This is a genomic window from Streptomyces sp. NPDC041713, from assembly GCF_055591085.1.
The window spans coordinates 181668-202586 of the sequence record NZ_JBVIZY010000002.1; the positions used below are offsets into that span (position 1 = coordinate 181668).

A 20919-nucleotide genomic window follows, 5' to 3' on the forward strand; every position below is an offset into this window, starting at 1 on the left:
CGCTGGGTCGCCGGCTCGCGGATGCGCGGGCCACATGCCTTTGTGACCGCACCCGGTCCGCACGTCGCCTCGCCGTACATCGAGCGAAGGCGTCCGTGCCGGACCGGGTGCGGTCTTTTGCTGCGGTCGCGCCCCTCGCTAAATCATTTGCCGCGCCCGACGCCCGGCTGCTGCACTGGTCCGCGTCGGCGAGAGTCCGGCGGAATCTGCGGAGGAGACGGAAAATGCGGCGTTCGTGCATGTCCCACACGAAAGGAACTTCCACTTCCGCAAAGGACATGACGGTACGTGCCTTCATCTGCCCCGCACACCCTGAACCTGGGCGTTCTGGCCCACATCGACGCCGGTAAGACGAGCCTGACCGAGCGGCTCCTGCACACCGCCGGTGTCATCGACGAGATCGGCCGCGTCGACGACGGCAACACCCGCACCGACTCGCTCGCCCTGGAGCGGCAACGCGGCATCACCATCAAATCCGCCGTCGTCTCCTTCGTCATCCCCGCCACGGATGTCACCGGCCCCTCGGGCGGCACCGGCTCCCCGGACGTCACGGTCAACCTCATCGACACCCCCGGCCACCCGGACTTCATCGCCGAGGTGGAGCGGGTCCTGAGCGTGCTCGACGGCGCGGTGCTCGTGGTCTCCGCCGTGGAGGGCGTCCAGGCGCAGACCCGCGTCCTGTTCCGGACTCTGCGTCGGTTGCGCATCCCCACCCTGATCTTCGTCAACAAGACCGACCGGAGAGGCGCCCGGTACGAGGGCGTCCTCGACCACATCGCCGCGCGGCTGACCCCGGACATCGTCGCGATGGGCACGGTCGACGGCATCGGCACGCGCGCCGCCCGCTGCACGGCGGCGAACGGCGACGTCGACGTCGCCTTCGCCGCCCGGCTGACCGAGGTGCTCGCCGGTCACGACGACGCGCTCCTCGCCGCGTACGTGGAGGGCGCGGCACCCCTCCCGTACGAGCGGCTGCGCACCGAACTGGCCCGTCAGACGCGCGACACCCTCGTGCACCCGGTCTTCTTCGGCTCGGCGGCGACCGGCTCCGGCGTGCCCGAACTCGTCGACGGCATCCGAGACTTGCTACCCGCAACCCTCGGGGACGCCGAGGGCCCGGTCTCCGGGAGCGTCTTCAAGGTGGAGCGCGGTGCGGCCGGGGAGAAGATCGCGTACGTACGCATGTTCTCGGGCACGGTCGGCATGCGGGACAGCGTGCTGTACGGCGACGGTGGGGGTGGCGGTGCGGACGCCGATAAGGGCGCTGGCCAGGAGGGCGGCGCCGGCAAGGTGACCGCCGTCCGGGTCTTCGACCGGGGTGAGGACGTGCGGGCCGCGGAGGTCCGTGCGGGGCAGATCGGCAGGCTCTGGGGGCTCGGCGACGTCCGCGTCGGGGACGTGATCGGCGTACCGCGCGCGGGAGTCGACCCCGGCGGCCGCTTCTTCGCGCCGCCGACCCTGGAGACGGTCGTCACCCCGCTGCGCCCCGCCGACCGCGGCGCCCTGCACCTCGCGCTCACCCAACTCGCCGAGCAGGACCCGCTGATCGACCTGCGGCAGGACGACATCCGCGGGGAGGTGTCCGTCTCGCTCTACGGCGAGGTGCAGAAGGAGGTCATCCAGGCGACGCTCGCCGCCGACTTCGGCCTCGACGTCTCCTTCCGCGAGACCACGACGATCTGCGTGGAGCGGGTCGTGGGCACGGGTGCGGCGTTCGAGATCATCGACAAGGAGCCGAACCCCTTCCTCGCCACGGTCGGCCTCAGGGTCGAGCCCGCGCCGGTGGGCGCCGGTGTGACGTTCCGGCTCGGGGTCGAGCTCGGCTCGATGCCGTACGCGTTCTTCCGTGCCGTCGAGGAGACCGTCAGGGAGACGTTGCTGCAAGGCATCCACGGCTGGCGCGTCCCCGACTGCGCGGTGACGATGACGCACGCCGGGTACTGGCCGCGGCAGAGCCACGCCCACGGCACGTTCGACAAGAGCATGTCGAGCACCGCGGGCGACTTCCGCAACCTCACACCGCTCGTCCTGATGGACGCGTTGCGCGCGGCGGGCACGACGGTGCACGAACCGATGCACCGCTTCCTGCTGGACGTGCCGGCCGACACGGTCGGGGTGGTCCTGCCCGCCCTCGCCCGGCTGCGGGCCGTCCCGCACACGCCCTCGACCGACGGCGCCTCGTACCGCCTGGAAGGAGACGTGCCCGCCCAGCACGTGCATGCCCTGGAGCAGCTGCTGCCCGCACTGACGCGCGGCGAGGGCGAGTTGGAGACCGCTTTCGACCACTACGAGCCGGTACGGGGCGGTACGGTCCCGGCGCGCCGCCGCACGGACCACGATCCGCTCCACCGCAAGGACTACCTGCTGCGAGTGGTGCGGCGGACGCATGGCGGCGGGCGCGAGGGACGGGAGGGCCGTGAGGGACGCGACGGGCGGGAGGGGAGTTACTGGAGCGACGGGCGGGAGGGGCCGTGAGGTGGCCGCGAGGGTCCGTGAGGCGGCCGGGCGCACTCCCGCCAGCCCGGCCGCCCGCCCGCCCGCCCGGCGTCAGGAATCGAGGATCGGGATCTCCGGAAGGTCGAGCCGCTTCAGCCGCTCGCGGTCCGCGAGAATGTTGATCTCCACGATCTTGCCGTCGACCACCGTGAACGACCCCAGCGAGACCGCCTGGCCGCCGGGCAGCCCGATGAGACCCGGCATGCCGTTGATGAGCACCATGTACTGGCTCTCCGCGGCGTGCGGCGCGAACATCTTCGCCTGACCCGCCACGGCCGAGATGCCCCGGACCACCTTCGACAGGCCCGAGGCGAGCTCGCCGGTGTCGGCACGCAACACGACGTCGGGGTCGAGGAGTTCGAGCAGCGCGTCGAAGTCGCCGGCGCGGGTGGCGGCCATCCACGCCTCGACGACCTCGCGCTGCTTGGCGACGTCGGTCTCGGCGGCCGGCGTGGAACCCTGCACGCGGCGCCGCGCCCGGCTGGCCAGTTGCCGGGTCGTCGCCACCGAGCGCTCCACGACCGGCGCGATCTCGTCGAAGGGCACGGCGAACATGTCGTGCAGCACGAACGCGAGCCGCTCGGCGGGCGCCAGCGTCTCCAGTACGACGAGGAGCGCGAGGCCCACCGAGTCGGCGAGCAGCACCTCCTGCTCGGGGTCGACCACGTCCACGCGGGTCACGACCGGGTCGGGGATGTGCGTGTCCCCGAAGGTCTGCAGGGACGCGTCCAGGGAGTCCTCGCGCCGGGACTGCCGCGAGCGCAGCAGGTCGAGGCAGATGCGGCCGACGACCGTGGTGAGCCAGCCTCCGAGGTTCTGCACCTCACCCGCGTCCGGCCCTGCCTCGGTGCGGCTCAGCCGGAACCACGCCTCCTGCACCGCGTCCTCGGACTCGCTCAGCGAACCGAGCATGCGGTACGCGACCGCGTTCAGCCGCGGCCTGTGCTCCTCGAACCGTGCCGCGAGGGCGACTTGCGCCGATCCGTTCGCGTTCATCCGCCGCCTTCTTTCGTATGGGCCAACGGAACTGAACAGTAATGACTGCGCGGACGGCCGTTCGACCCGGATGCATCCTTCGCGGGGTTCGACCTGGATGCGCCCTGCAGGGGTCAGGCGGTGGCCGGGAACGTGAAGCGCACGGAGGTCAGCTCCTCCGACAGATCCCACAGCCTGCGGCCGCTCTCCGCGTCCGTGGCCCGGGGCGCCAGCTCCACCGTCTTCGGCGCGCCGCGCAGCTCGGCGATGCCGTCGGGGCCGATGAACTGACCTCCCGTCACGCTCGGGTCGGTCGCGGCGAAGAGTGTGGGCAGCGCACCCTGGGCCGGGGTCTGGGCGAGCGGCAGCAGCAGGCGCCCGAACAGGAACTTCACCATGCCCGCGGGCGAGCTCGTCTGCAGATTGGTGGAGGTGTAGCCGGGGTGGGCGAGCAGGCTGCGCACCGGGCTCCCGGCCGCCGTCAGCTTCTGGTGCAGCTGCCAGCCGAAGACGGCGTTCGCCAGTTTCGACTGGTTGTAGTGGCCCATGGGCGAGTACGTACGCTCGCCGTTGACGTCGTCGAAGAAGAGGTCGCCCTGGCGGTGGTTGGGCGAACTCACGGTCACCACGCGCGGGTCGTCCCCGGCCGCCAAGAGGTCGAGCAGCAGCCCGGTGAGGGCGAAGTGACCGAGGTGGTTGGCGGCGAACTGCACCTCGTGGCCCTGTGGGCTGAGCAGACGCTTCGGCGGTGCCATCAGACCGGCGTTGTTGACGAGCACGTCCAGGCGCGGGTGGTCCGCGTGCAGCCGCTCGGAGAAGGCGCGGACGGAGTCCAGGTCCGCGAGGTCGACCCGCCGCACCTCGAGAGCGGCGCCCGGCATCTCGGTGGTGAGCCGCTCGACCGCGACCCGCCCCTTTGCCTCGTCCCGCACCGCGAGGATCACGCGCGCGCCCTTGCGGGCCAAGGCCCGGCTGGTCGCGAACCCCAGGCCGCTGTTGGCCCCGGTGACGACGACGACTCGCTCGCTCTGGTCAGGGATGTGCTCGGCGGTCCAGCCGCGCGGAGTACGCATGTGACACAAGCTGCCTTATGTGACACTCAGTGTCAATCGATTCTCTCGATGCCTGTGTGGTCTCTGGGTGCCTGTTCGTTCCCTGGGGGTTATTGAGGCCCGCCCGGCATGCGCGCTTCCTGGAGTGCCGGGCGCAGGGGGAGCGAACTCGGCGGAGCGGGGCGGGGGTTAGGAAGTCGGCAGTGGGCAGGGGGCAGCGGGCGGTGGGCGGTCGGCAGGGCGGGACCTCGCGCCGTGAGAAGACCGCCGCCGTCAGAACAGCGTGTCGCCCGCGCCCACCCCGGTCAGAGCAGCGGGGCCAGCGCCTCGCGCAGGTCCGCCGGCGCGCGGTAGAGCAGTCCGGTCATCCCGAGCTCGACCGCGGCGTCGACGTTCTCCTGGCGGTCGTCCACGAAGAGGCAGCGGTCGGCCCCGACCCCGGCCCGCTCCGCCGCCGTCTCGTATATCCGGCGGTCCGGCTTGGCGATGCCCAGGTCCGCGCTGCTGATCACGTCGTCCAGGAGCCCCTGCGGTCCGGTCAGACCGAGCAGAGCGAGATCGTCGGCGAGCCACGGCGTCGCGTTCGTGACGAGCAGGACGGGCAACCCGGCCGCGCGCACCTGCCGAAGCAGGCCCACCACCACCTCATCGGCCCGGAACTTGGCCTCGGCCAACGTCGTCCCCAGCTCCCGACCGCACGCCTGCGGCACCCGGTCGGCGAGCCCCTCCGCGATGGACTCGATCCACCGCTCCTTGGTGATCTCGCCGCGCATCAACGGCATGTCCGTCTCGGGCCGGAAGGCCACCTCGGTCGTGCTGCCCGGCGACAGACCGGCCGCGCGCTCCCGCTCCTCCAGCTCCGCCATGTCGTAGAAGCGGATCACGCCGTCGAGGTCAGTCAGTACGGCGTCGAACGCCCGGCCGCGGCTCGTCATCCCCCGTGTCTATCACGCACCCCCGGAACGCCTGCCGCCTACCTCCTCCACCCCACGACCCACGTGACACTCGCCGCCCTATCTGCGGAGCCCCGTCCGTCTGATCCATGGCCTCACGCCGCGCCGAGGACCTCACGCACCTCGGCCCGCAACCGGTCCTGCTTCTTGCGCACGGCCTCATAACGGGACTTGTGGCGACGCACGTCCTCCCGCTGTTTTTCGTTGCTGACCGCCCACCACACACCGGCGACGTTCAGCTTCCGGTTGCACTCGACGTCGGCGACGGCCGTCTCCAACTCCCGCTGCGTACGACGCGTATTGCCGTCCTTGCGCCCCTCGCGCCACGCCTTGTCGCGCGCCGCCCGCGCCGGGCTTCCGTACCCCTTGAAGCCCTTGTCCGCGACACAACGCGACCAGTCACCGAACGCTTCGCGGACCCGCTCGTCTCCGGCCACGACCTTGTCGATCTTCGCGTTGCGCAGGAGGACGTACCCCGAGGGATCCTTCGCACCGCCGGCCCCCGCCCCGATACGCCGCTCCGCCTCGGCGGAACAGCCACCCTCCGGCACCTTCCGCCCGTGCACCATCGAGGGCCCGCCCTCCCCCGCCCCGACCCCGTTGAGCACCGGCTCCTCCTGCTCGGTCACCTCCCGCCCCTTCGGCATCAACTCCGCTACCTGGGCCTTGGCACGCTCAGGGTCGAAGCCGTACCCCCAACGTCGGGCCTGGCCGAGATCGAGCCTGCCGTACGGGGACTCCATCCACGCCCACGACGTCAAGCTCTCCGACATCCGGAACTTGACCCACGTATCGGGTTCGAGCGGGAAGTCATCGAACCCAAAGGCCCGCATGCACCGCTGCTGCAACAGATTCCGCGCCCGCTCCATACGTTCACTGTCCCTGCGGCTGAACTGATATCGGTCCAGCGGAAGTTCAGGTAAGTCCTCCGCACTCCGCACGCGCGGCACCCCGGGCTCCCGCGCATACGCGGGCAGCGACGCCTCGCCCGCATCCGTACCGGACCCCACTCCGCACCCCGCCAACACCCCACCCACCAGGGCGAGCACGCCCCACCGCACCCTCATCGAACCCTCCCGGACAGCCACATCACCGATCCGAGGGACCCTACCGCCGCGCTCGAACACCACCCCGAACGAACGACGCCCTCAAGCCAGACGGAAGCTACCCGCCCCCCTCCTGACCGGACGGGACGCCCTCCTGGCGAGGCCCGATACCGCAGACCCACCACAGCCCGCGCACACCAGCTCGGCTCGCGGGCCGGAGGCCGGGGTCGGGGTCGATCCGGGGCCGGACCGGGCTGCGGCCCTTCGCTGCCCGTGACTCCAGGACATTCCGGTTCCACCGGCATGGGGTGGGGGTGGGGGTGGGCCTGGGGCCTAGGGGCTGGGGCCTGGGCAGCCCAACGGCCCCCGTTCCCTCAGGCCCGCGGCTCACGCCACATGGGCCACATGCGCGGGCCGTCGGGAAGGTCGAGCGTGGTCCCCATGAAGGTGAAGCCGAGGCGCGCGTACAGATCGCGGCTGCGCGCATTGCTCGCCTCCAAGTACGCGTGCCGGCCCTCACGGTCACACCGTTCGAGCACACCGGCGACGAGTTCGGTACCGAGCCCCTCCCCCTGCCGGTCCGGATGCACGGCGATGAGGTGCAGGTACTCGTGTGCCCGGTCCGTCGGGTGGATCGCGTCCGTCAACCGCCCGATGAGCTCCACGCGTTCGTTGCCCGGATCGACGATCTGACGCAACATCGCCGGCCCGTCCTCCCCGCTCTCCCCCGCCTCATGGGCCCCATGGGCCCCCGCCCCCTGCGACTCCGCCTCAGGCATCCCCGCAGGCACGGACCACCACATCGCCACGGCCGCCCCGTCCTCGGTGACGTCGACGAACCCCTCACTGAGCGCGATGTCGAAGAACGCCCGCATCAGCCCCCCGTGCATCCGCCGCCGGCGCCCCTCCTCGGGAAAGACCCAACTGCTCACGGGGTCGTCCATGAACGCCACATCGAGCAACCGGACCACGTCCTCGCGGTCGCCCTCCCCGGCCCTCCGGATCGCCACACCCACAGCCCGCCCCCTACCGCTCACCGCCTCCGACGACGCGCACCCCTTCCTTCAAGCCCCGGAGACACAACTCCTGGCCTCGGCACGTCGGTTGCAGCGTAAGTGATCGCGAACGCGAGCGGGCAGGCCCCGTCCCTCCGACCGGCCCCACCCCGCTCGCCCCCGTCATCTCCCCCGTTCCCTCATCCCTCCAGATCCCTCACCCGGCCCTCTCACCCCTCCAGTCCGCAGCCCAGCCCCTCCAACTCCCTCGCCCTCCCACTCCCCGCCCCCGCCTCCCGGCACCGGGCGTACGGCCCCTCCCCACCCTTCCGTCGAACTCCCCGCACCCACTAACCCACCCAAACACCCCCTAGTGCGTACGCCGCGTCACGAACTCGGCCAGTGCGAGCAGGCCACCCGCCGATTCCGGGTCCGGGACCGCCCTGGCGAGCTGGTCCACCGCCCGGGACATCCGGTCGGCCGCATGCACCTGCGCCCAGTCACGTCCGCCCGCGTTCTCCACGGCTCGGGCCACCCGCGCCGCGTCCTGCAGGGCGTCGGCGCTTACCCCCTCGTTCCCGGCCCTCTCACCCCGCGACGTGCCGGGCAGCCGTCCGTACAATTCGGCGAGTTCCGCCGCGGCCGGCGTGCCCGACGCCAGGGCCGCGACGACCGGCAGGGACTTCTTGCGGGCCGCCAGGTCGGCGCCCGCGGGCTTGCCGGTGTGGCCGGGATCGCCCCAGATCCCGATAACGTCGTCGATGAGCTGGAAGGCGAGGCCGGCCTCCCGGCCGAACCCGTCCAGTGCCTCGGTCTCCTCCCGTCCCGCCCCCGCATACACCGACCCGAGCGCACAGGCGCAGCCGAGGAGCGCCCCTGTCTTGGCCTCCGCCATGGCGAGGCACTCCTCCAACGTGACCTCGTCCGGGCTGCGGTCCTCCAACGCGCAGTCCGCCAGCTGTCCCGCGCAGAGCTCCACGACACAGGCGGTGAGGCGGGCGGCCGCCTCCGAGGCTCCCGGGTGGGGGTCCTCGGCGAGCAACCGCTGGGCCAGAGCCTGCAGGGCGTCGCCAGCCAGGATCGCGCCGGCCTCGCCGAACACGGTCCAGACGGTGGGCCGGTGCCTGCGTGTGGTGTCCCCGTCCATCACGTCGTCGTGCAGGAGGGTGAAGTTGTGGGTCAACTCCACGGCGGCCGCGGCCCGTACGGCCATGGCCGGGTCTCCGCCGAGCGCCCGTACCGCGGTGAGCACGAGTGCCGGCCGGATGGCCTTGCCCGCGTTCCCCGCGGCCGGTGTGCCGTCCGCGTGCTCCCATCCGAAGTGGTAGAGCGCGATCCGGCGCAACGATCCGGGCAGCGAGTCGATCGCCCTGCGCAGCTCGGGGTCGACGTACCGGCGCGCTGCCGCCAGGATCTCCACGGCCTCGTGCTGCTCGCCGGGCCCGGGCAGCGGGCCCTGCTCCGTCGCGTCCACTGTTCCTGCCGTGTCCGTCGTCGTGTCCGTCATGGACTCACCCCGTGAAGGATGCGGACGGTGGCGGTTCCTCGGGCTGCGGGCGCGTACGGGTGGGGTGTACCCCGTGCCGCGCCCCGAGACACGGGCGCCGGCTCACCTCCAGCGGCCGATCTCGACGTTCTCCAGCACGCCGAGTGCGTCGGGCACGAGCACCGCTGCGGAATAGTAGGTGGAGACCAGGTACGAGATGATCGCCTGCTCGCTGATGCCCATGAAACGCACGGACAGGCTGGGCTCGATCTCGTCCGGGATGCCGCTCTGGCGCAGGCCGATGACGCCCTGCTCCTCCTCCCCGGTACGCATGCAGATGATGGATGTCGTGCGGGCCTCGGTGACCGGGATCTTGTTGCACGGGAAGATCGGCACCCCGCGCCAGGTGGGGATCCTGTTGCCTCCCATGTCGATGGTCTCGGGGACGAGTCCCCGCTTGTTGAGCTCGCGACCGAACGCGGCGATGGCGCGCGGGTGGGCGAGGAAGAGCTTGGATCCGCGCCGACGGCTGAGCAGTTCGTCCATGTCGTCCGGGCCCGGGACGCCGTCGTGGGGCTGGATCCGCTGGTCGTACTCGCAGTTGTTGAGGAGACCGAACTCGCGGTGGTTGATCAGTTCGTGCTCCTGGCGCTCCTTGAGCGCCTCGACGGTCAGCCGCAACTGCTGCTCGGTCTGGTTCATCGGCTGGTTGTAGAGGTCGGCCACGCGCGTGTGGATGCGCAGCACGGTCTGGGCCACGCTCAGTTCGTACTCACGCGGGGACGATTCGTAGTCCACGAAGGTGCCCGGCAGGACGGCCTCGCCGACATGGCCGGCCGACAGGTCGATGGGTGCTTCGCCGAACTTGTTGGTGCGCTGGGCCGGGATGGACCGCAGCCGCTGGAGGTGGTCGCGCAGCGAGTCGCTGCGCTCCGCGATCTGTTCGAGGTCCTGTCGGGGCAGGGCGAGGACCGTGCACGGGGTCACCGCGCGGGCGGTGTACTCCCAGATGGTCTCGGGGTCGATGAGCGCCTGTTCGCCGAAGTAGGAGCCGTCGGCGAGCGTCTCGAGCACCGTGTCGTCGCCGTACGGACCGGCGCCGATCTTCTCGACGCGGCCGTGCGCGAGCAGGTACACCTCGTCCGCCGGGCTGCCGAAGGAGGTCAGCACCTCTCCCGCGGCGAACTCCCGCTGCTGGCAGCGCTGCGCCAGCTCCCCCAGCACCTCGTGGTCGCCGAAGTCCCGCAGCACCGGGAGCTCGCCGAGCTCGGCCGGGACGACCTGCACGCGGTCGCCCGTCTTCACGAAGGTCACCCGGCCGTCGCCCACCGAGTAGCTCAACCTGCGGTTCACCCGGTACGTACCGCCCTGCACCTGGACCCAAGGGAGCATCCGCAGCAGCCAGCGGGAGCTGATCTCCTGCATTTGTGGCGCGGATTTGGTGGTCGTGGCCAGATTCCGCGCGGCGGATGTGCCGAGGCTCTGCTGCGGCTTCTCCGACTCTGTACGGACTTCTTCGCCTACCGACATTGGCTTTGCCCTCCCGGATCCCAGCGGTGATCTGCTTCCCCCACTCTTCCAGCACGGAGCGTGGCCGCGCCATTACACAAAAGAGCGGGAATGGATCACCTCCGGACGGGGCAGTAGGCGCGTTTCCACCCGTTCGGCGCAACCCGGGGTGTGCCGGGTGGGGCAGCCTGGTGGGCTCGGGAGATGACCACCCCCGAGGCCGCCGACGCCGGTGCGCGGGAGCCGGAGCCGTCGGCTCCGCTCGCGCCGCCGGGCGAGCGCGGCCCGGTGCGCTGGCTGCACGCGGTCGGCAGAGCGTTCGAACCGGTCCGCCGGGCGCCGGTGACCGTGTTCGTCGTGGTGGCGCTGTGGGCCGTGGGCGCCCTGACCGGGAGCCTCGGCGCCGGCCCCTCCACGACGCTCTTGAACGACATCGGCATGGGGGTGCCGGCCCTCGCCGACGGCCGGTGGTGGACGCCCCTCACCTCGGTCCTGTGGTGTCCGGGCATCGGCAACTACATCGGTTCCACCCTGCTGTTGCTGCTCCTCGGCTCCGCCGCCGAGCAGCGCATGGGGTCCGCACGCACCGCCGTCGTCCTGTTCCTCGGACAAGTGCTCGGATCGCTGCTCGGCACCGGCGTGGTCAAGCTAAGCGCGCTGGGCGGCGACGACTGGCTGCGCGACCTCTCGGGCCAGTTGACGGCGACGCCCGGGATCGGCGCCTGCGCCCTGGGCGCCTTCCTCAGCTTCCGGCTTGCAGCCCTGTGGCGGCGCAGGCTGCAGCTGAGCCTGATCGTGTTCCCGCTGATGCTGGCGCTGTACGTCGGTCACCTCCAGGGCGTCCTGCGGCTCGGCGGCGTCGTCGTGGGCCTGGGGCTCGGCGCCCTCGCGCACCGGCACACGCACCGTCTGCGGATGCCGCACGCCTCGCACTCCGAGGGCCGGGTCCTGGTGGCGCTCGTGGTGGCCGCCTCCGCCATCGGTCCCCTCGTCGCGACGCTCTACAAGGACTCCTTCGGCCCCTTCAACGTCCTCGATCTGTACGTGTCGGGGGGACCGAGCCCGCAGGACGTCGCGGACGCCTGTGTCCGGGCGGACAGCTCGGGCTGCGCCCGCATCCGCGCCCAGGACCGCTTCTACGGCTCTCCCGCGATGCTCATGGGCGTCGCCATCCCGCTGCTGCTGTTCGTGCTCGCCGACGGACTGCGCCGCGGACTGCGGCCTGCGTGGCGGATCACGGTGGCGGCACAGCTGGTGTGGCTGGGCCTCATGGCCTTCCTGCTGAGTGACATCGCCTCGCATCCGGACCAGTACGTCCTCGAGGGCAGCGACCTGTCGGACCAGAAGGCGGCCATGATCCAGGCGGTCGCCGAGCAGATGCTGCTGCCGCTGCTCGTCCTGGTGCTGCTGCTCCTCGCCCGCCGTCTCTTCGACCAGCGCCTGTCGCGCACCACCGTGACGTGGCTCGCGGGGACCGTCGGCGGCACGCTGCTGCTGGCCTGCGTCGCGTACGTGGGCATCGGATACGCAGTGCGCGACCAGTTCACGCCCGACGCGAGGTTCTGGAAGCTGGTCGCGGGGCTCCCCACCCAGTTCCTGCCGCCCAGTTACGAACCTTTCTTCTTCCGTGGCCAGGCCCCTGTCCCGGTCGGCGGCACCGCGCTGTCCCTGTACGAGTACTGCGGGATGCTGTTCTGGGTGGTCAGCCTGGTCGCCCTCTTCGTGGCGTTTCGGCGGCCCCTGATGCGCGCCGACGCCGACGCGGCCGCCCGCGCGCGTGCGCTGCTCGCCGCGCACGGCGGCTCCACGCTCTCGTATCTGACGACGTGGCCCGGCAACCACTACTGGTTCTCGACGGACGGCCGGGCCGCGGTCGCCTACCGCGTGCACTCCACCGTCGCGCTCACCACGGGTGACCCCTTCGGGGAGCCGTCCGCGCGCGGGGAGGCGATCGACGGATTCGCCGCCTACTGCGACCGACGCGGCTGGACCCCCTGCTTCTACAGCGTGACCGCCGACGCCAAGGCCCGTACGGACGCCCTGGGCTGGAGCTCCGTACAGGTGGCCGAGGACACCGTCGTACCGCTGCCGGAGCTGGCCTTCACCGGCAAGAAGTGGCAGGACGTCCGCACGGCCCTGAACAAGGCCAAGAAGGAGGGCATCACCGCGGAGTGGCACACCTTCCCGCAGGCGCCCGTCGCGCTCACGGACCAGATCCGCTCGATCTCCGAGGAGTGGGTCGCGGACAAGGGCCTCCCGGAGATGGGATTCACGCTCGGCGGCCTCGACGAACTGGACGACCCGCACGTGCGGTGTCTCTTGGCGGTCGACGGAGACCGCACGGTGCACGGCATCACGAGCTGGATGCCCGTCTACGGGGACTCCGGCGCGGCCGAGGACGGGGCGCCCGTCGCGCCGGTGGGGTGGACCCTGGACTTCATGCGGCGCCGCTCCGACGGGTTCCGCGGCTCGATGGAGTTCCTGATCGCGTCCGCCGCGCTCGGCTTCAAGGAGGAGGGCGCGCAGTTCCTCAGCCTCTCCGGAGCGCCGCTCGCCCGCTCCGACACCGCCGAACCGCCCGCCGCGCTGCAGCGCCTGCTGGACTACGCGGGCCGCACCCTGGAACCGGTCTACGGATTCCGTTCGCTGCTGAATTTCAAGGCCAAGTTCCAGCCCCAGTACCGACCCATGTACATGTGCTACCCGGACCCGGCGGCCCTGCCCAGCATCACCCGGGCGATCGGCAAGGCCTACCTGCCGCACATGAAGCCCGCCCAGGGGGTGCGCCTGATGCGCAGACTCACCACCTAGGGCAGCGTGGGCAGCGTGCCCACTTCACGGCGGCCGGACATGTTTCACGGCCGCCGGACGGAGCGCCGCGAGATGCCCGGGAACTCCCGGATCTGTACAACCGTTCCATCCCATGCGGGGGTATCCGTACCGCCCGCACCCTCGGCACCAACGGCAGGAGAGAGCAATGGCAGGCTTCCTGGATCGCGCCAAAGAGCAGGCCCAGCGGGGCCTCACCCAGGGCAAGCAGAAGATCGACGAGGTGCAGGAGAAGCGGGCCGGCGACGCCCTCCTGAAGAAGCTCGGCGCCGCCTACTACGCGGAGCGCCGGGGCACCGGATCCGCCCAGGCCACCCAGCAGGCGCTGCAGGCCGTGGAGGCCCACGTCGCGGCGAACGGCGACGGTTTCCTGCACGGCACCTGACCGGATCGGCTCGCACGGTGCCCGAACAGGCCTCGGATAGCTGCCGAACAGCTGGTGGCGGCACCGGAGTTCCGGTACAAGCAGGGCGTACGAGGCGGTCCGCGACCGGCGACCGTCGCGCCTTGCAGAGGAGTCGGTCATGTCCCCACCCATGTCCGCGAGCACGTTCCTGAACGCCCTGCGGGACGAAGGCGTGACCGTCGTCGAGGTCGGCGACTGGGAGCATCACAACCGCAACCACAAAGGCCCCTGGGGCCCCGTGAACGGCGTGATGATCCACCACACCGTGACGTCGGGCAGCGAAGAGACGGTGGAGCTCTGCCGCGACGGCTCCGAGGCCCTCCCGGGGCCGCTCTGCCACGGCGTCATCACCAAGGACGGCCGGGTCCACCTGGTCGGCTACGGCCGCGCCAACCACGCGGGCCTCGGCGACGACGACGTGCTCCGCGCGGTCGTCGCCGAGAAGCGGCTGCCACCGGACAACGAGGCCAACACCGACGGCAACCGCCACTTCTACGGCTTCGAGTGCGAGAACCTCGGCGACGGCGAGGATCCGTGGCCGGACGAGCAGCTGGACGCCATCGAGAGGGTCTCGGCCGCGGTCTGCCGCGTCCACGGCTGGACCGAGCGCTCGGTGATCGGCCACCTGGAGTGGCAGCCGGGCAAGATCGACCCGCGCGGGTTCACGATGGACTCGATGCGCGACCGCATCGGGGAGCGCCTCAAGTAGGCCCGGGAGGCGCCGGAAAGCCGCCGGCGCAGGGCTCCGCTGCCGGGCGGCGCGCCCCGGGAGACAATGGCGGGGTGTGCCCCACCCCGCCCGTCGGCCTGCGCCCCCGGCTGCCGTCCCCGCTGCAGCCCATCGCGGACGACCGCTTCGCCCGCCGCGGCGTACGTCTGCTGCTCAAGCGGGACGATCTGATCCACCCCGACCTGCCGGGCAACAAGTACCGCAAGCTGGTCCTGAACCTGCGGGCGGCGGCCGACGCCGGCCACGACACCCTCGTCACCTTCGGCGGCGCCTACTCCAACCACCTGCGCGCCACCGCCGCCGCGGGCCGCCTCCTCGGATTCGCCACGATCGGCGTCGTTCGCGGCGACGAACTCGCCGACCGCCCCCTGAACCCGTCCCTGACGCGCTGCGTGGCCGACGGGATGCGACTGCGCTTCGTCGACCGGGCCACGTACCGGCGCAAGAGCGATCCGGAGACCCTCGCGGCGCTCCTGCGCGCGGCGGACGCCGGGGCCGCGTACGTGATCCCCGAAGGCGGCAGCAACGCCCTTGCCGTACGGGGCTGTACGGCCCTCGGCGAGGAGTTGCGCGAGCACACCGACGTGGCGGCCGTGGCGTGCGGCACCGGCGGCACCCTCGCGGGGCTGGCCGCCGGTCTCGGCCCCGACCGGCAGGCGCTCGGCATACCGGTCCTCAAGGGCGGCTTCCTGGGCGCCGACACGGCGGCCCTGCAGCGCCGCGCGTTCGGTGAGCCCACCGCCAACTGGCGCCTGGACGAGCGCTTCCACTGCGGCGGCTATGCCCGTACCCCGCCCGAACTCATCGCCTTCGCCGAGGACTTCGAGGACCGGCACGGCCGCGTAAACAGCCTCTCCGTAGAACGCCTCTACGTCGCCAAGCTCCTGTACGCCCTGACGGCCCTCGCCGAAGAGGGCGCCTTCCGCCCCGGCACCCGCCTCACCGCTGTCATCACCGGCACGCGCGAGGACCCCGCGGAAACCACCGACCCGGGCCGCACGTAACCGGCTCGGTCCTCGGCCTACCGCTCAGACCTCGATTCAGTCCTCGATCTCCCGGTGGGCGGCCGCCTCCTCCAGGTCCAGCTTGCGCAGCAGCGTCCGCATCATCTCGTCGTCGATGCGCCGCTCGTCCCGCATCTTCACGAACACCTCGCGCTCGGCGGCGATCGCCTCGCGCGCGAGGCGGCGGTAGGTGTCGTCCGCCGACTCCCCCGTCACCGGGTTGGACTGACCGAGTCGCTCCCACACGGAGTTGCGGCGCCGCTCCAGAACCGTGCTCAGACGGTCCTGAAGGGGCTGTGGCAGGCGATTGCGCTCGTCCTGCATGAGTTCCCCCAGCCGCTCCTCCGCGGCCTGTGAGGCGGCGTTCTGCGCCTGCGCCTCGGCGAGCGTCTGCGCCTGCGCGTCACGGCCCGGCAGTTTCAGGACACGGATCAGCCACGGCAGCGAGAGCCCCTGCACGACGAGCGTGCCGATCACCGTGGTGAACGTCAGAAACAGGACAAGATTGCGCGCCGGGAAGGGCTCGCCGTCGTCCATGACGAGCGGGATCGAGAAGGCGATGGCAAGCGAGACCACGCCGCGCATCCCCGCCCAGCTGACGATCAGCGGACGGCGCCAGTCCAGGTCGCTCTCCCGTTCCCTGATGCGGGCCGATACACCGCGCGGCAGGTACGTCGCCGGATACGACCACACGAACCGCGCGACCACCACGAAGACGAAGACCCCGAGCGCGTACCAGACCGCCTGTCCCACGCTGTACTCGCCGAGCCCCTTGAGGACGACGGGCAGTTGCAGCCCGATGAGCGCGAAGACCGCCGACTCCAGGATGAACGCGACGACCTTCCACACCGCGGCCTCCTGGAGCCGCGTCTCGAAGTCGACCTGCCAGGAGCGGTGCCCCAGGTAGAGGGCGACCACGACGACGGCGAGCACTCCGGAGGCGCCGACCTGTTCCGCGGCCGCGTAGGCGACGAAGGGGATGAGCAGCGACAGCGTGTTCTGCAGCATCGCCTCCTTCAGGTGGGTGCGCAGCCAATGGATCGGCACCATGAGGAGCAGCCCGACCCCGACCCCGCCGACGGCGGCCATCAGGAACTCCCGGACGCCGCCCGACCAGCTCGCGCCCTCGCCGACCGCCGCCGCGAGGGCGACCTTGTAGGCGGTGATCGCGGTCGCGTCGTTCACCAGGGACTCGCCCTGCAGGATGGTGGTGATCCGCGAGGGAAGCCCCACTCTGCGCGCGATGGCCGTCGCGGCGACCGCGTCGGGCGGCGCGATCACGGCGCCGAGGACGAGCGCGGCGGTCAGCGGCAGGTCGGGGATGAGCAGGTACGCGAGCCAGCCCACGGCCACCGTGGCGAACAGGACGTAGCCGACCGAGAGCAGCGCGACGGGCCTGAGGTTGGCGCGCAGGTCCAGGTAGGAGCTCTCCAGGGCGGCGGTGTGCAGCAGCGGGGGCAGGATCAGCGGCAGCACGATGTGCGGGTCGAGGTGGTACTCGGGCACTCCGGGGACGTACGAGGCGATGAGCCCTACCCCGACCAGGAGCAGCGGCGCCGGCACGGGGGTCCTGCGTGCGGCCCCCGCCACCACGGCGCTCGCCGCGATCAGTGCCACCAGGGGCAGTACATCCATCGGCAGACCCCTCCGCCCTCCGCGTTCCCGTCGTAACCTGGCAATCATGAACGAGTGCCCGCACGTCGCCGCGCTGCCGCACCCCGAGGTGTCCCCGCTGAGTGAAACGTGCCTCGAGTGCCAGGCGGCCGGTAGCCATCCCGTGCAGTTGCGGCTGTGCCTGGAGTGCGGGCATGTGGGCTGCTGTGACTCCTCGCCCTTCCAGCACGCGACGGCGCACTTCAAGGAGACCTCACACCCAGTGATGAGGACCTTCGAGCCGGGAGAGAGCTGGCGTTGGTGCTTCGTGGACGGTTCGATCGTCTGACGCCTGGGTACGTCAACCCGGCGCCCGTTCTTTCCAATTGGGCCTGCCCGACCCCTAGCCACTGTCCGTACTCATAGGCTTACTATGAGTGACAGCATCGGGCGGGGTCCCCGGGACACGGATCCGGGGAGCGCGGTAGCGTCACCGCTGAAAGACGTGGCGCGTTACCCGTGTGACGCAGTCCGGACCACCGCAGGACAGCGGTCCGGGAGCCCCGAAAGTGCTTGTACCACCTTGGAGGTGAGGGTGTCCCAGATCGCAGGCGAGCCCGGGAATCAGGACTTCGTGGAGGTCCGCCTTCCGGCTGCGGGTGCCTACCTGTCTGTGCTGCGGACGGCGACGGCCGGCCTCGCGGCGCGCTTGGACTTCACACTCGACGAGATCGAGGACCTCCGCATCGCGGTCGACGAGGCCTGCGCGATCCTGCTCCAGCAGGCCGTGCCGGGCTCCGTGCTCAGCTGCGTCTTCCGACTCGTCGACGACTCGTTGGAGGTGACGGTCTCGGCACCCACGACCGACGGCCGGGCCCCGGAGCGGGACACCTTCGCCTGGACGGTGCTTTCGGCCCTCGCGGGCCAGGTCGACTCCGCCGTCGCCGAGGACAACACCGTCTCGATCAGCCTCTACAAGAAGCGCGGCGCGGGACCCGGGCCGGCGTGAGGAACGGGGACGGGCAGGTGCGGGACGAAGAGCGCGGCACACAGAGTCTGTCCGCCGGCGGCAGGGAGGGGACGCGCCGTATGACCACCGGAATCCCCGAGCAGCAGGCCAAACCGCACCCCCAGGAGCCGGAGCATCCGGCTCCGCCGAGGGTGGCCGATGTGTCGGAGCAGGCAGAGCCGACCGCCAAGGACGAGCCCAAGCAGCTCTCCGGCCGGGGCGGCGGGCGACGGGTGGGAAACATGAGCGAGCACGGGCACGGTCGGCACGATCCGCAGGACCGCAGCGGCGCACGCGCGATGTTCGTCGAGTTGCGCTCCCTGCCGGACGGCAGTCGGGAGTACGCGGAGCTGCGCAACCAGCTGGTCCGCATGCACCTGCCGCTCGTCGAGCACCTGGCCCGCCGCTTCCGCAACCGCGGCGAGCCGCTCGACGACCTCACCCAGGTCGCCACCATCGGCCTGATCAAGTCCGTGGACCGCTTCGACCCGGAGCGCGGCGTGGAGTTCTCCACGTACGCGACGCCGACGGTCGTCGGCGAGATCAAGCGGCACTTCCGCGACAAGGGGTGGGCGGTCCGCGTGCCGCGGCGCCTTCAGGAGCTGCGGCTCTCGCTGACGACGGCCACCGCCGAGCTGTCCCAGCTGCACGGCCGCTCCCCCACCGTGCACGAGCTGGCGGAGAAGCTGGCCATCTCCGAAGAGGAGGTGCTGGAGGGCCTGGAGTCGGCGAACGCGTACTCCACGCTCTCCCTGGACGTCCCCGACACGGACGACGAGTCGCCTGCTGTCGCGGACACCCTGGGCGCCGAGGACGAGGCCCTGGAGGGCGTCGAGTACCGCGAGTCGCTCAAGCCGCTCCTGGAGGACCTGCCCCCGCGCGAGAAGCGCATCCTGCTGCTGCGCTTCTTCGGCAACATGACCCAGTCGCAGATCGCACAGGAGGTCGGCATCTCCCAGATGCACGTCTCCCGCCTGCTGGCACGCACCCTCGCGCAGCTGCGGGAGAAGCTCCTCGTCGAGGAGTAATCGACAGTCGAGAAGTAGTCAGCAGCAGGCACTCCCCGTAATCGGGGTGTGGTCGCTCTCCGTAGTCGGCGCTACTTCTGGTCCTGGACGTTGCCGGGGCCCTGGATACCGAGGGCTTCGGTCGTCGCCGGATGGATCAGGAGCACCAGCGAGGCGATCGCCGCGAGGGCGAGGACGATACCGGCGGGGATCGCCGCGCTGTCGGCCTGCAGCAGCTGCCAGGCCACCGGAAGCGCCATGATCTGCGTGATGATCGCGGGCCCCCGGCTCCAGCGCCGCAGCTTCATCAGCCCGCGCGCGGCGAGCAGCGGAAGCAGCGCGAGGACGATCAGCGTGACGCCGCCCGTCTCGGCCTGCTTCGGATCGTCGGGCGAGCCCGCGAGACCCATCGCAAGCATGTACACACCCCCCACGAGGAGCGCGAGGCCCTCCAGCGCCACCAGGGCCGCGGCGGCGGTCACCCGCGTGGGTCGCGGGCCCGGCGCGGGCGCCTCGGGGGTTTCGGGGGTGGTTTTCCGCTGAGTACTCACTCATGCAGGGTAGCTCCGGGCACCCCCGCCCCGGCACCTCGGTCTAGGCCGGGTAAAGACCGCTAGGTAGTCTGCTGCGCATGCGTGCACTCCTCGTGGTCAACCCGGCGGCAACCACCACCAGTGCGCGTACGCGTGATGTGCTGGTCCACGCCCTCGCGAGCGAGATGAAGCTTGACGCGGTCACCACCGAGTACCGCGGGCACGCCAGAGACCTCGGCCGGCAGGCCGCGGACAGCAAGGACATCGAGCTGATCGTCGCCCTCGGCGGCGACGGCACGGTCAACGAGGTCGTCAACGGCCTGCTGCACGACGGGCCCGATCCCGAGCGCCTGCCGCGCCTGGCCGTCGTCCCCGGCGGTTCCACCAATGTCTTCGCGCGCGCTCTGGGACTGCCGAACGACGCCGTGGAGGCCACCGGCGCCCTCCTGGACGCCCTGCGCGAGGGGAGCGAGCGCACGGTCGGCCTCGGCATCGCGGGCGGCACGCCGGGTACGGAGGACGAGGCGGTGCCCTCGCGCTGGTTCACGTTCTGTGCGGGGCTCGGCTTCGACGGCGGCGTGGTGGGCAGAGTCGAACAGCAGCGCGAGCTCGGCCGGCGCTCGACGCATGCCCTCTATGTGCGCCAGGTGCTCCGCCAGTTCCTGGACGAGCCGCACCGCAGGCACGGAATGATCACCCTGGAGCGGCCCGGCGAGGACCCGGTGACCGACCTGGTGATGTCGATAGTGTGCAACACCTCCCCCTACTCCTACCTGGGCAATCGCCCGTTGTACGCGTCCCCGCAGGCCTCCTTCGACACAGGGCTTGACGTCCTGGGCCTGAAGAAGCTCTCGACGGCCGCGGTGGCCCGTTACGGCACCCAGCTCCTGACGTCGACGCCGGACCGCGGACCGCACGGTAAGCACGCGGTTACACTCCACGACCTCACGGCCTTCACCTTGCATTCGAAGGTGCCCCTGCCCCTTCAGATGGACGGCGACCACTTGGGGCTGCGGACGAGCGTGACGTTCACAGGCGTACGCCGTGCACTGCGTGTGATTGTGTGAGTAGAAGGGCCTAAAGTCCTTTCACTCGAACGTTTAGGCCAGGGTCCACCCCATGGAAGTACGGCTGTGACCCAGTCGACACTGAGGAATCAAAAAAAACTTTCCTGAAGGGGTTGTATCCGCCGCCGAGGTTTGCGAATCTCTACATGGCGATCGGGACGGCCCGCAACAACGGCCCCACAGAGAGCCAGAACCCCTCCTCCATCACAAGGTCCACACCAGGCGACTG

Annotated in this window: 18 protein-coding genes; 9 read left to right on the top strand and 9 right to left on the bottom strand. The window is 71.0% G+C overall.

Annotation, left to right across the window (positions count from 1 at the left end):
- Nucleotides 1-288: 288 nt before the first annotated feature.
- Entirely contained in the window at nucleotides 289-2475 is a 2187-nt protein-coding gene (locus ACZ6CV_RS05695; protein ID WP_469249749.1) for a GTP-binding protein, read from the top strand.
- A gap of 72 nt (nucleotides 2476-2547) precedes the next feature.
- Here ACZ6CV_RS05695 and ACZ6CV_RS05700 read toward each other — a convergent pair whose 3' ends face one another.
- The 7 genes from ACZ6CV_RS05700 to ACZ6CV_RS05730 all read right to left on the bottom strand — a co-directional run bounded on the left by ACZ6CV_RS05700 (nucleotide 2548) and on the right by ACZ6CV_RS05730 (nucleotide 10533).
- A complete protein-coding gene (locus ACZ6CV_RS05700) occupies nucleotides 2548-3492 on the bottom strand; it encodes a sigma-70 family RNA polymerase sigma factor (protein WP_469249750.1) in 945 nt (314 codons plus the stop codon).
- A gap of 113 nt (nucleotides 3493-3605) precedes the next feature.
- On the bottom strand, nucleotides 3606-4544 hold the full coding sequence (locus tag ACZ6CV_RS05705; protein ID WP_469249751.1) for an oxidoreductase: 939 nt from the start codon (nucleotides 4542-4544) through the stop codon (nucleotides 3606-3608).
- Nucleotides 4545-4828: 284 nt separating this feature from the next.
- On the bottom strand, nucleotides 4829-5458 hold the full coding sequence (locus tag ACZ6CV_RS05710) for an HAD-IA family hydrolase (protein WP_469249752.1): 630 nt from the start codon (nucleotides 5456-5458) through the stop codon (nucleotides 4829-4831).
- Between the two features lie 113 nt (nucleotides 5459-5571).
- Nucleotides 5572-6345: a hypothetical protein gene (locus ACZ6CV_RS05715; protein WP_469249753.1), complete on the bottom strand. Its 774-nt coding sequence runs from the start codon at nucleotides 6343-6345 to the stop codon at nucleotides 5572-5574.
- Nucleotides 6346-6896: 551 nt separating this feature from the next.
- The gene (locus ACZ6CV_RS05720; RefSeq protein WP_469249754.1) at nucleotides 6897-7538 is read right to left on the bottom strand and encodes a GNAT family N-acetyltransferase; all 642 of its coding nucleotides are present in this window, start codon (nucleotides 7536-7538) and stop codon (nucleotides 6897-6899) included.
- A 349-nt stretch (nucleotides 7539-7887) separates the two neighbouring features.
- Complete coding sequence (locus ACZ6CV_RS05725) at nucleotides 7888-9024, bottom strand: family 2 encapsulin nanocompartment cargo protein polyprenyl transferase (protein WP_469249755.1); 1137 nt, start codon at nucleotides 9022-9024, stop codon at nucleotides 7888-7890.
- Between the two features lie 102 nt (nucleotides 9025-9126).
- Nucleotides 9127-10533, bottom strand: a complete 1407-nt coding sequence (locus tag ACZ6CV_RS05730) for a family 2B encapsulin nanocompartment shell protein (protein WP_362364630.1) — start codon at nucleotides 10531-10533, stop codon at nucleotides 9127-9129.
- Nucleotides 10534-10716: 183 nt separating this feature from the next.
- Between ACZ6CV_RS05730 and ACZ6CV_RS05735 the strand changes: the two genes are divergently transcribed.
- The 4 genes from ACZ6CV_RS05735 (at nucleotide 10717) to ACZ6CV_RS05750 (ending at nucleotide 15481) form a co-directional block, all read left to right on the top strand.
- Nucleotides 10717-13323: a bifunctional lysylphosphatidylglycerol flippase/synthetase MprF gene (locus ACZ6CV_RS05735; protein WP_469249756.1), complete on the top strand. Its 2607-nt coding sequence runs from the start codon at nucleotides 10717-10719 to the stop codon at nucleotides 13321-13323.
- A 166-nt stretch (nucleotides 13324-13489) separates the two neighbouring features.
- Nucleotides 13490-13726, top strand: a complete 237-nt coding sequence (locus ACZ6CV_RS05740) for a hypothetical protein (RefSeq protein ID WP_469249757.1) — start codon at nucleotides 13490-13492, stop codon at nucleotides 13724-13726.
- A 139-nt stretch (nucleotides 13727-13865) separates the two neighbouring features.
- Complete coding sequence (locus ACZ6CV_RS05745; protein ID WP_469249758.1) at nucleotides 13866-14456, top strand: N-acetylmuramoyl-L-alanine amidase; 591 nt, start codon at nucleotides 13866-13868, stop codon at nucleotides 14454-14456.
- Nucleotides 14457-14530: 74 nt separating this feature from the next.
- Nucleotides 14531-15481, top strand: coding sequence for a 1-aminocyclopropane-1-carboxylate deaminase/D-cysteine desulfhydrase (locus ACZ6CV_RS05750; RefSeq protein ID WP_469249759.1), 951 nt, complete (start codon nucleotides 14531-14533; stop codon nucleotides 15479-15481).
- Between the two features lie 36 nt (nucleotides 15482-15517).
- On the opposite strand, the gene ACZ6CV_RS05755 is transcribed toward ACZ6CV_RS05750, so the two are convergent.
- Nucleotides 15518-17116, bottom strand: coding sequence for a Na+/H+ antiporter (locus ACZ6CV_RS05755; protein WP_469249760.1), 1599 nt, complete (start codon nucleotides 17114-17116; stop codon nucleotides 15518-15520).
- Nucleotides 17117-17162: 46 nt separating this feature from the next.
- Between ACZ6CV_RS05755 and ACZ6CV_RS05760 the strand changes: the two genes are divergently transcribed.
- The 3 genes from ACZ6CV_RS05760 (at nucleotide 17163) to ACZ6CV_RS05770 (ending at nucleotide 19111) form a co-directional block, all read left to right on the top strand.
- Nucleotides 17163-17423, top strand: a complete 261-nt coding sequence (locus ACZ6CV_RS05760; protein ID WP_355802944.1) for a UBP-type zinc finger domain-containing protein — start codon at nucleotides 17163-17165, stop codon at nucleotides 17421-17423.
- A gap of 246 nt (nucleotides 17424-17669) precedes the next feature.
- A complete protein-coding gene (locus tag ACZ6CV_RS05765) occupies nucleotides 17670-18083 on the top strand; it encodes an ATP-binding protein (protein ID WP_062782207.1) in 414 nt (137 codons plus the stop codon).
- Nucleotides 18080-19111, top strand: a complete 1032-nt coding sequence (locus ACZ6CV_RS05770) for an RNA polymerase sigma factor SigF (RefSeq protein ID WP_469249761.1) — start codon at nucleotides 18080-18082, stop codon at nucleotides 19109-19111. Before ACZ6CV_RS05765 ends, ACZ6CV_RS05770 begins: the two co-directional genes overlap by 4 nt.
- A 71-nt stretch (nucleotides 19112-19182) precedes the next feature.
- Here the strand turns inward: ACZ6CV_RS05770 and ACZ6CV_RS05775 are convergent, their stop codons facing one another.
- Nucleotides 19183-19641 (bottom strand): hypothetical protein, encoded by a 459-nt coding sequence (locus ACZ6CV_RS05775; RefSeq protein ID WP_469249762.1) that lies wholly within the window; start codon nucleotides 19639-19641, stop codon nucleotides 19183-19185.
- Nucleotides 19642-19721: 80 nt separating this feature from the next.
- On the opposite strand from ACZ6CV_RS05775, the gene ACZ6CV_RS05780 reads away from it, so the two are divergent.
- Complete coding sequence (locus ACZ6CV_RS05780; RefSeq protein WP_469249763.1) at nucleotides 19722-20690, top strand: diacylglycerol/lipid kinase family protein; 969 nt, start codon at nucleotides 19722-19724, stop codon at nucleotides 20688-20690.
- Nucleotides 20691-20919 lie beyond the last annotated feature (229 nt).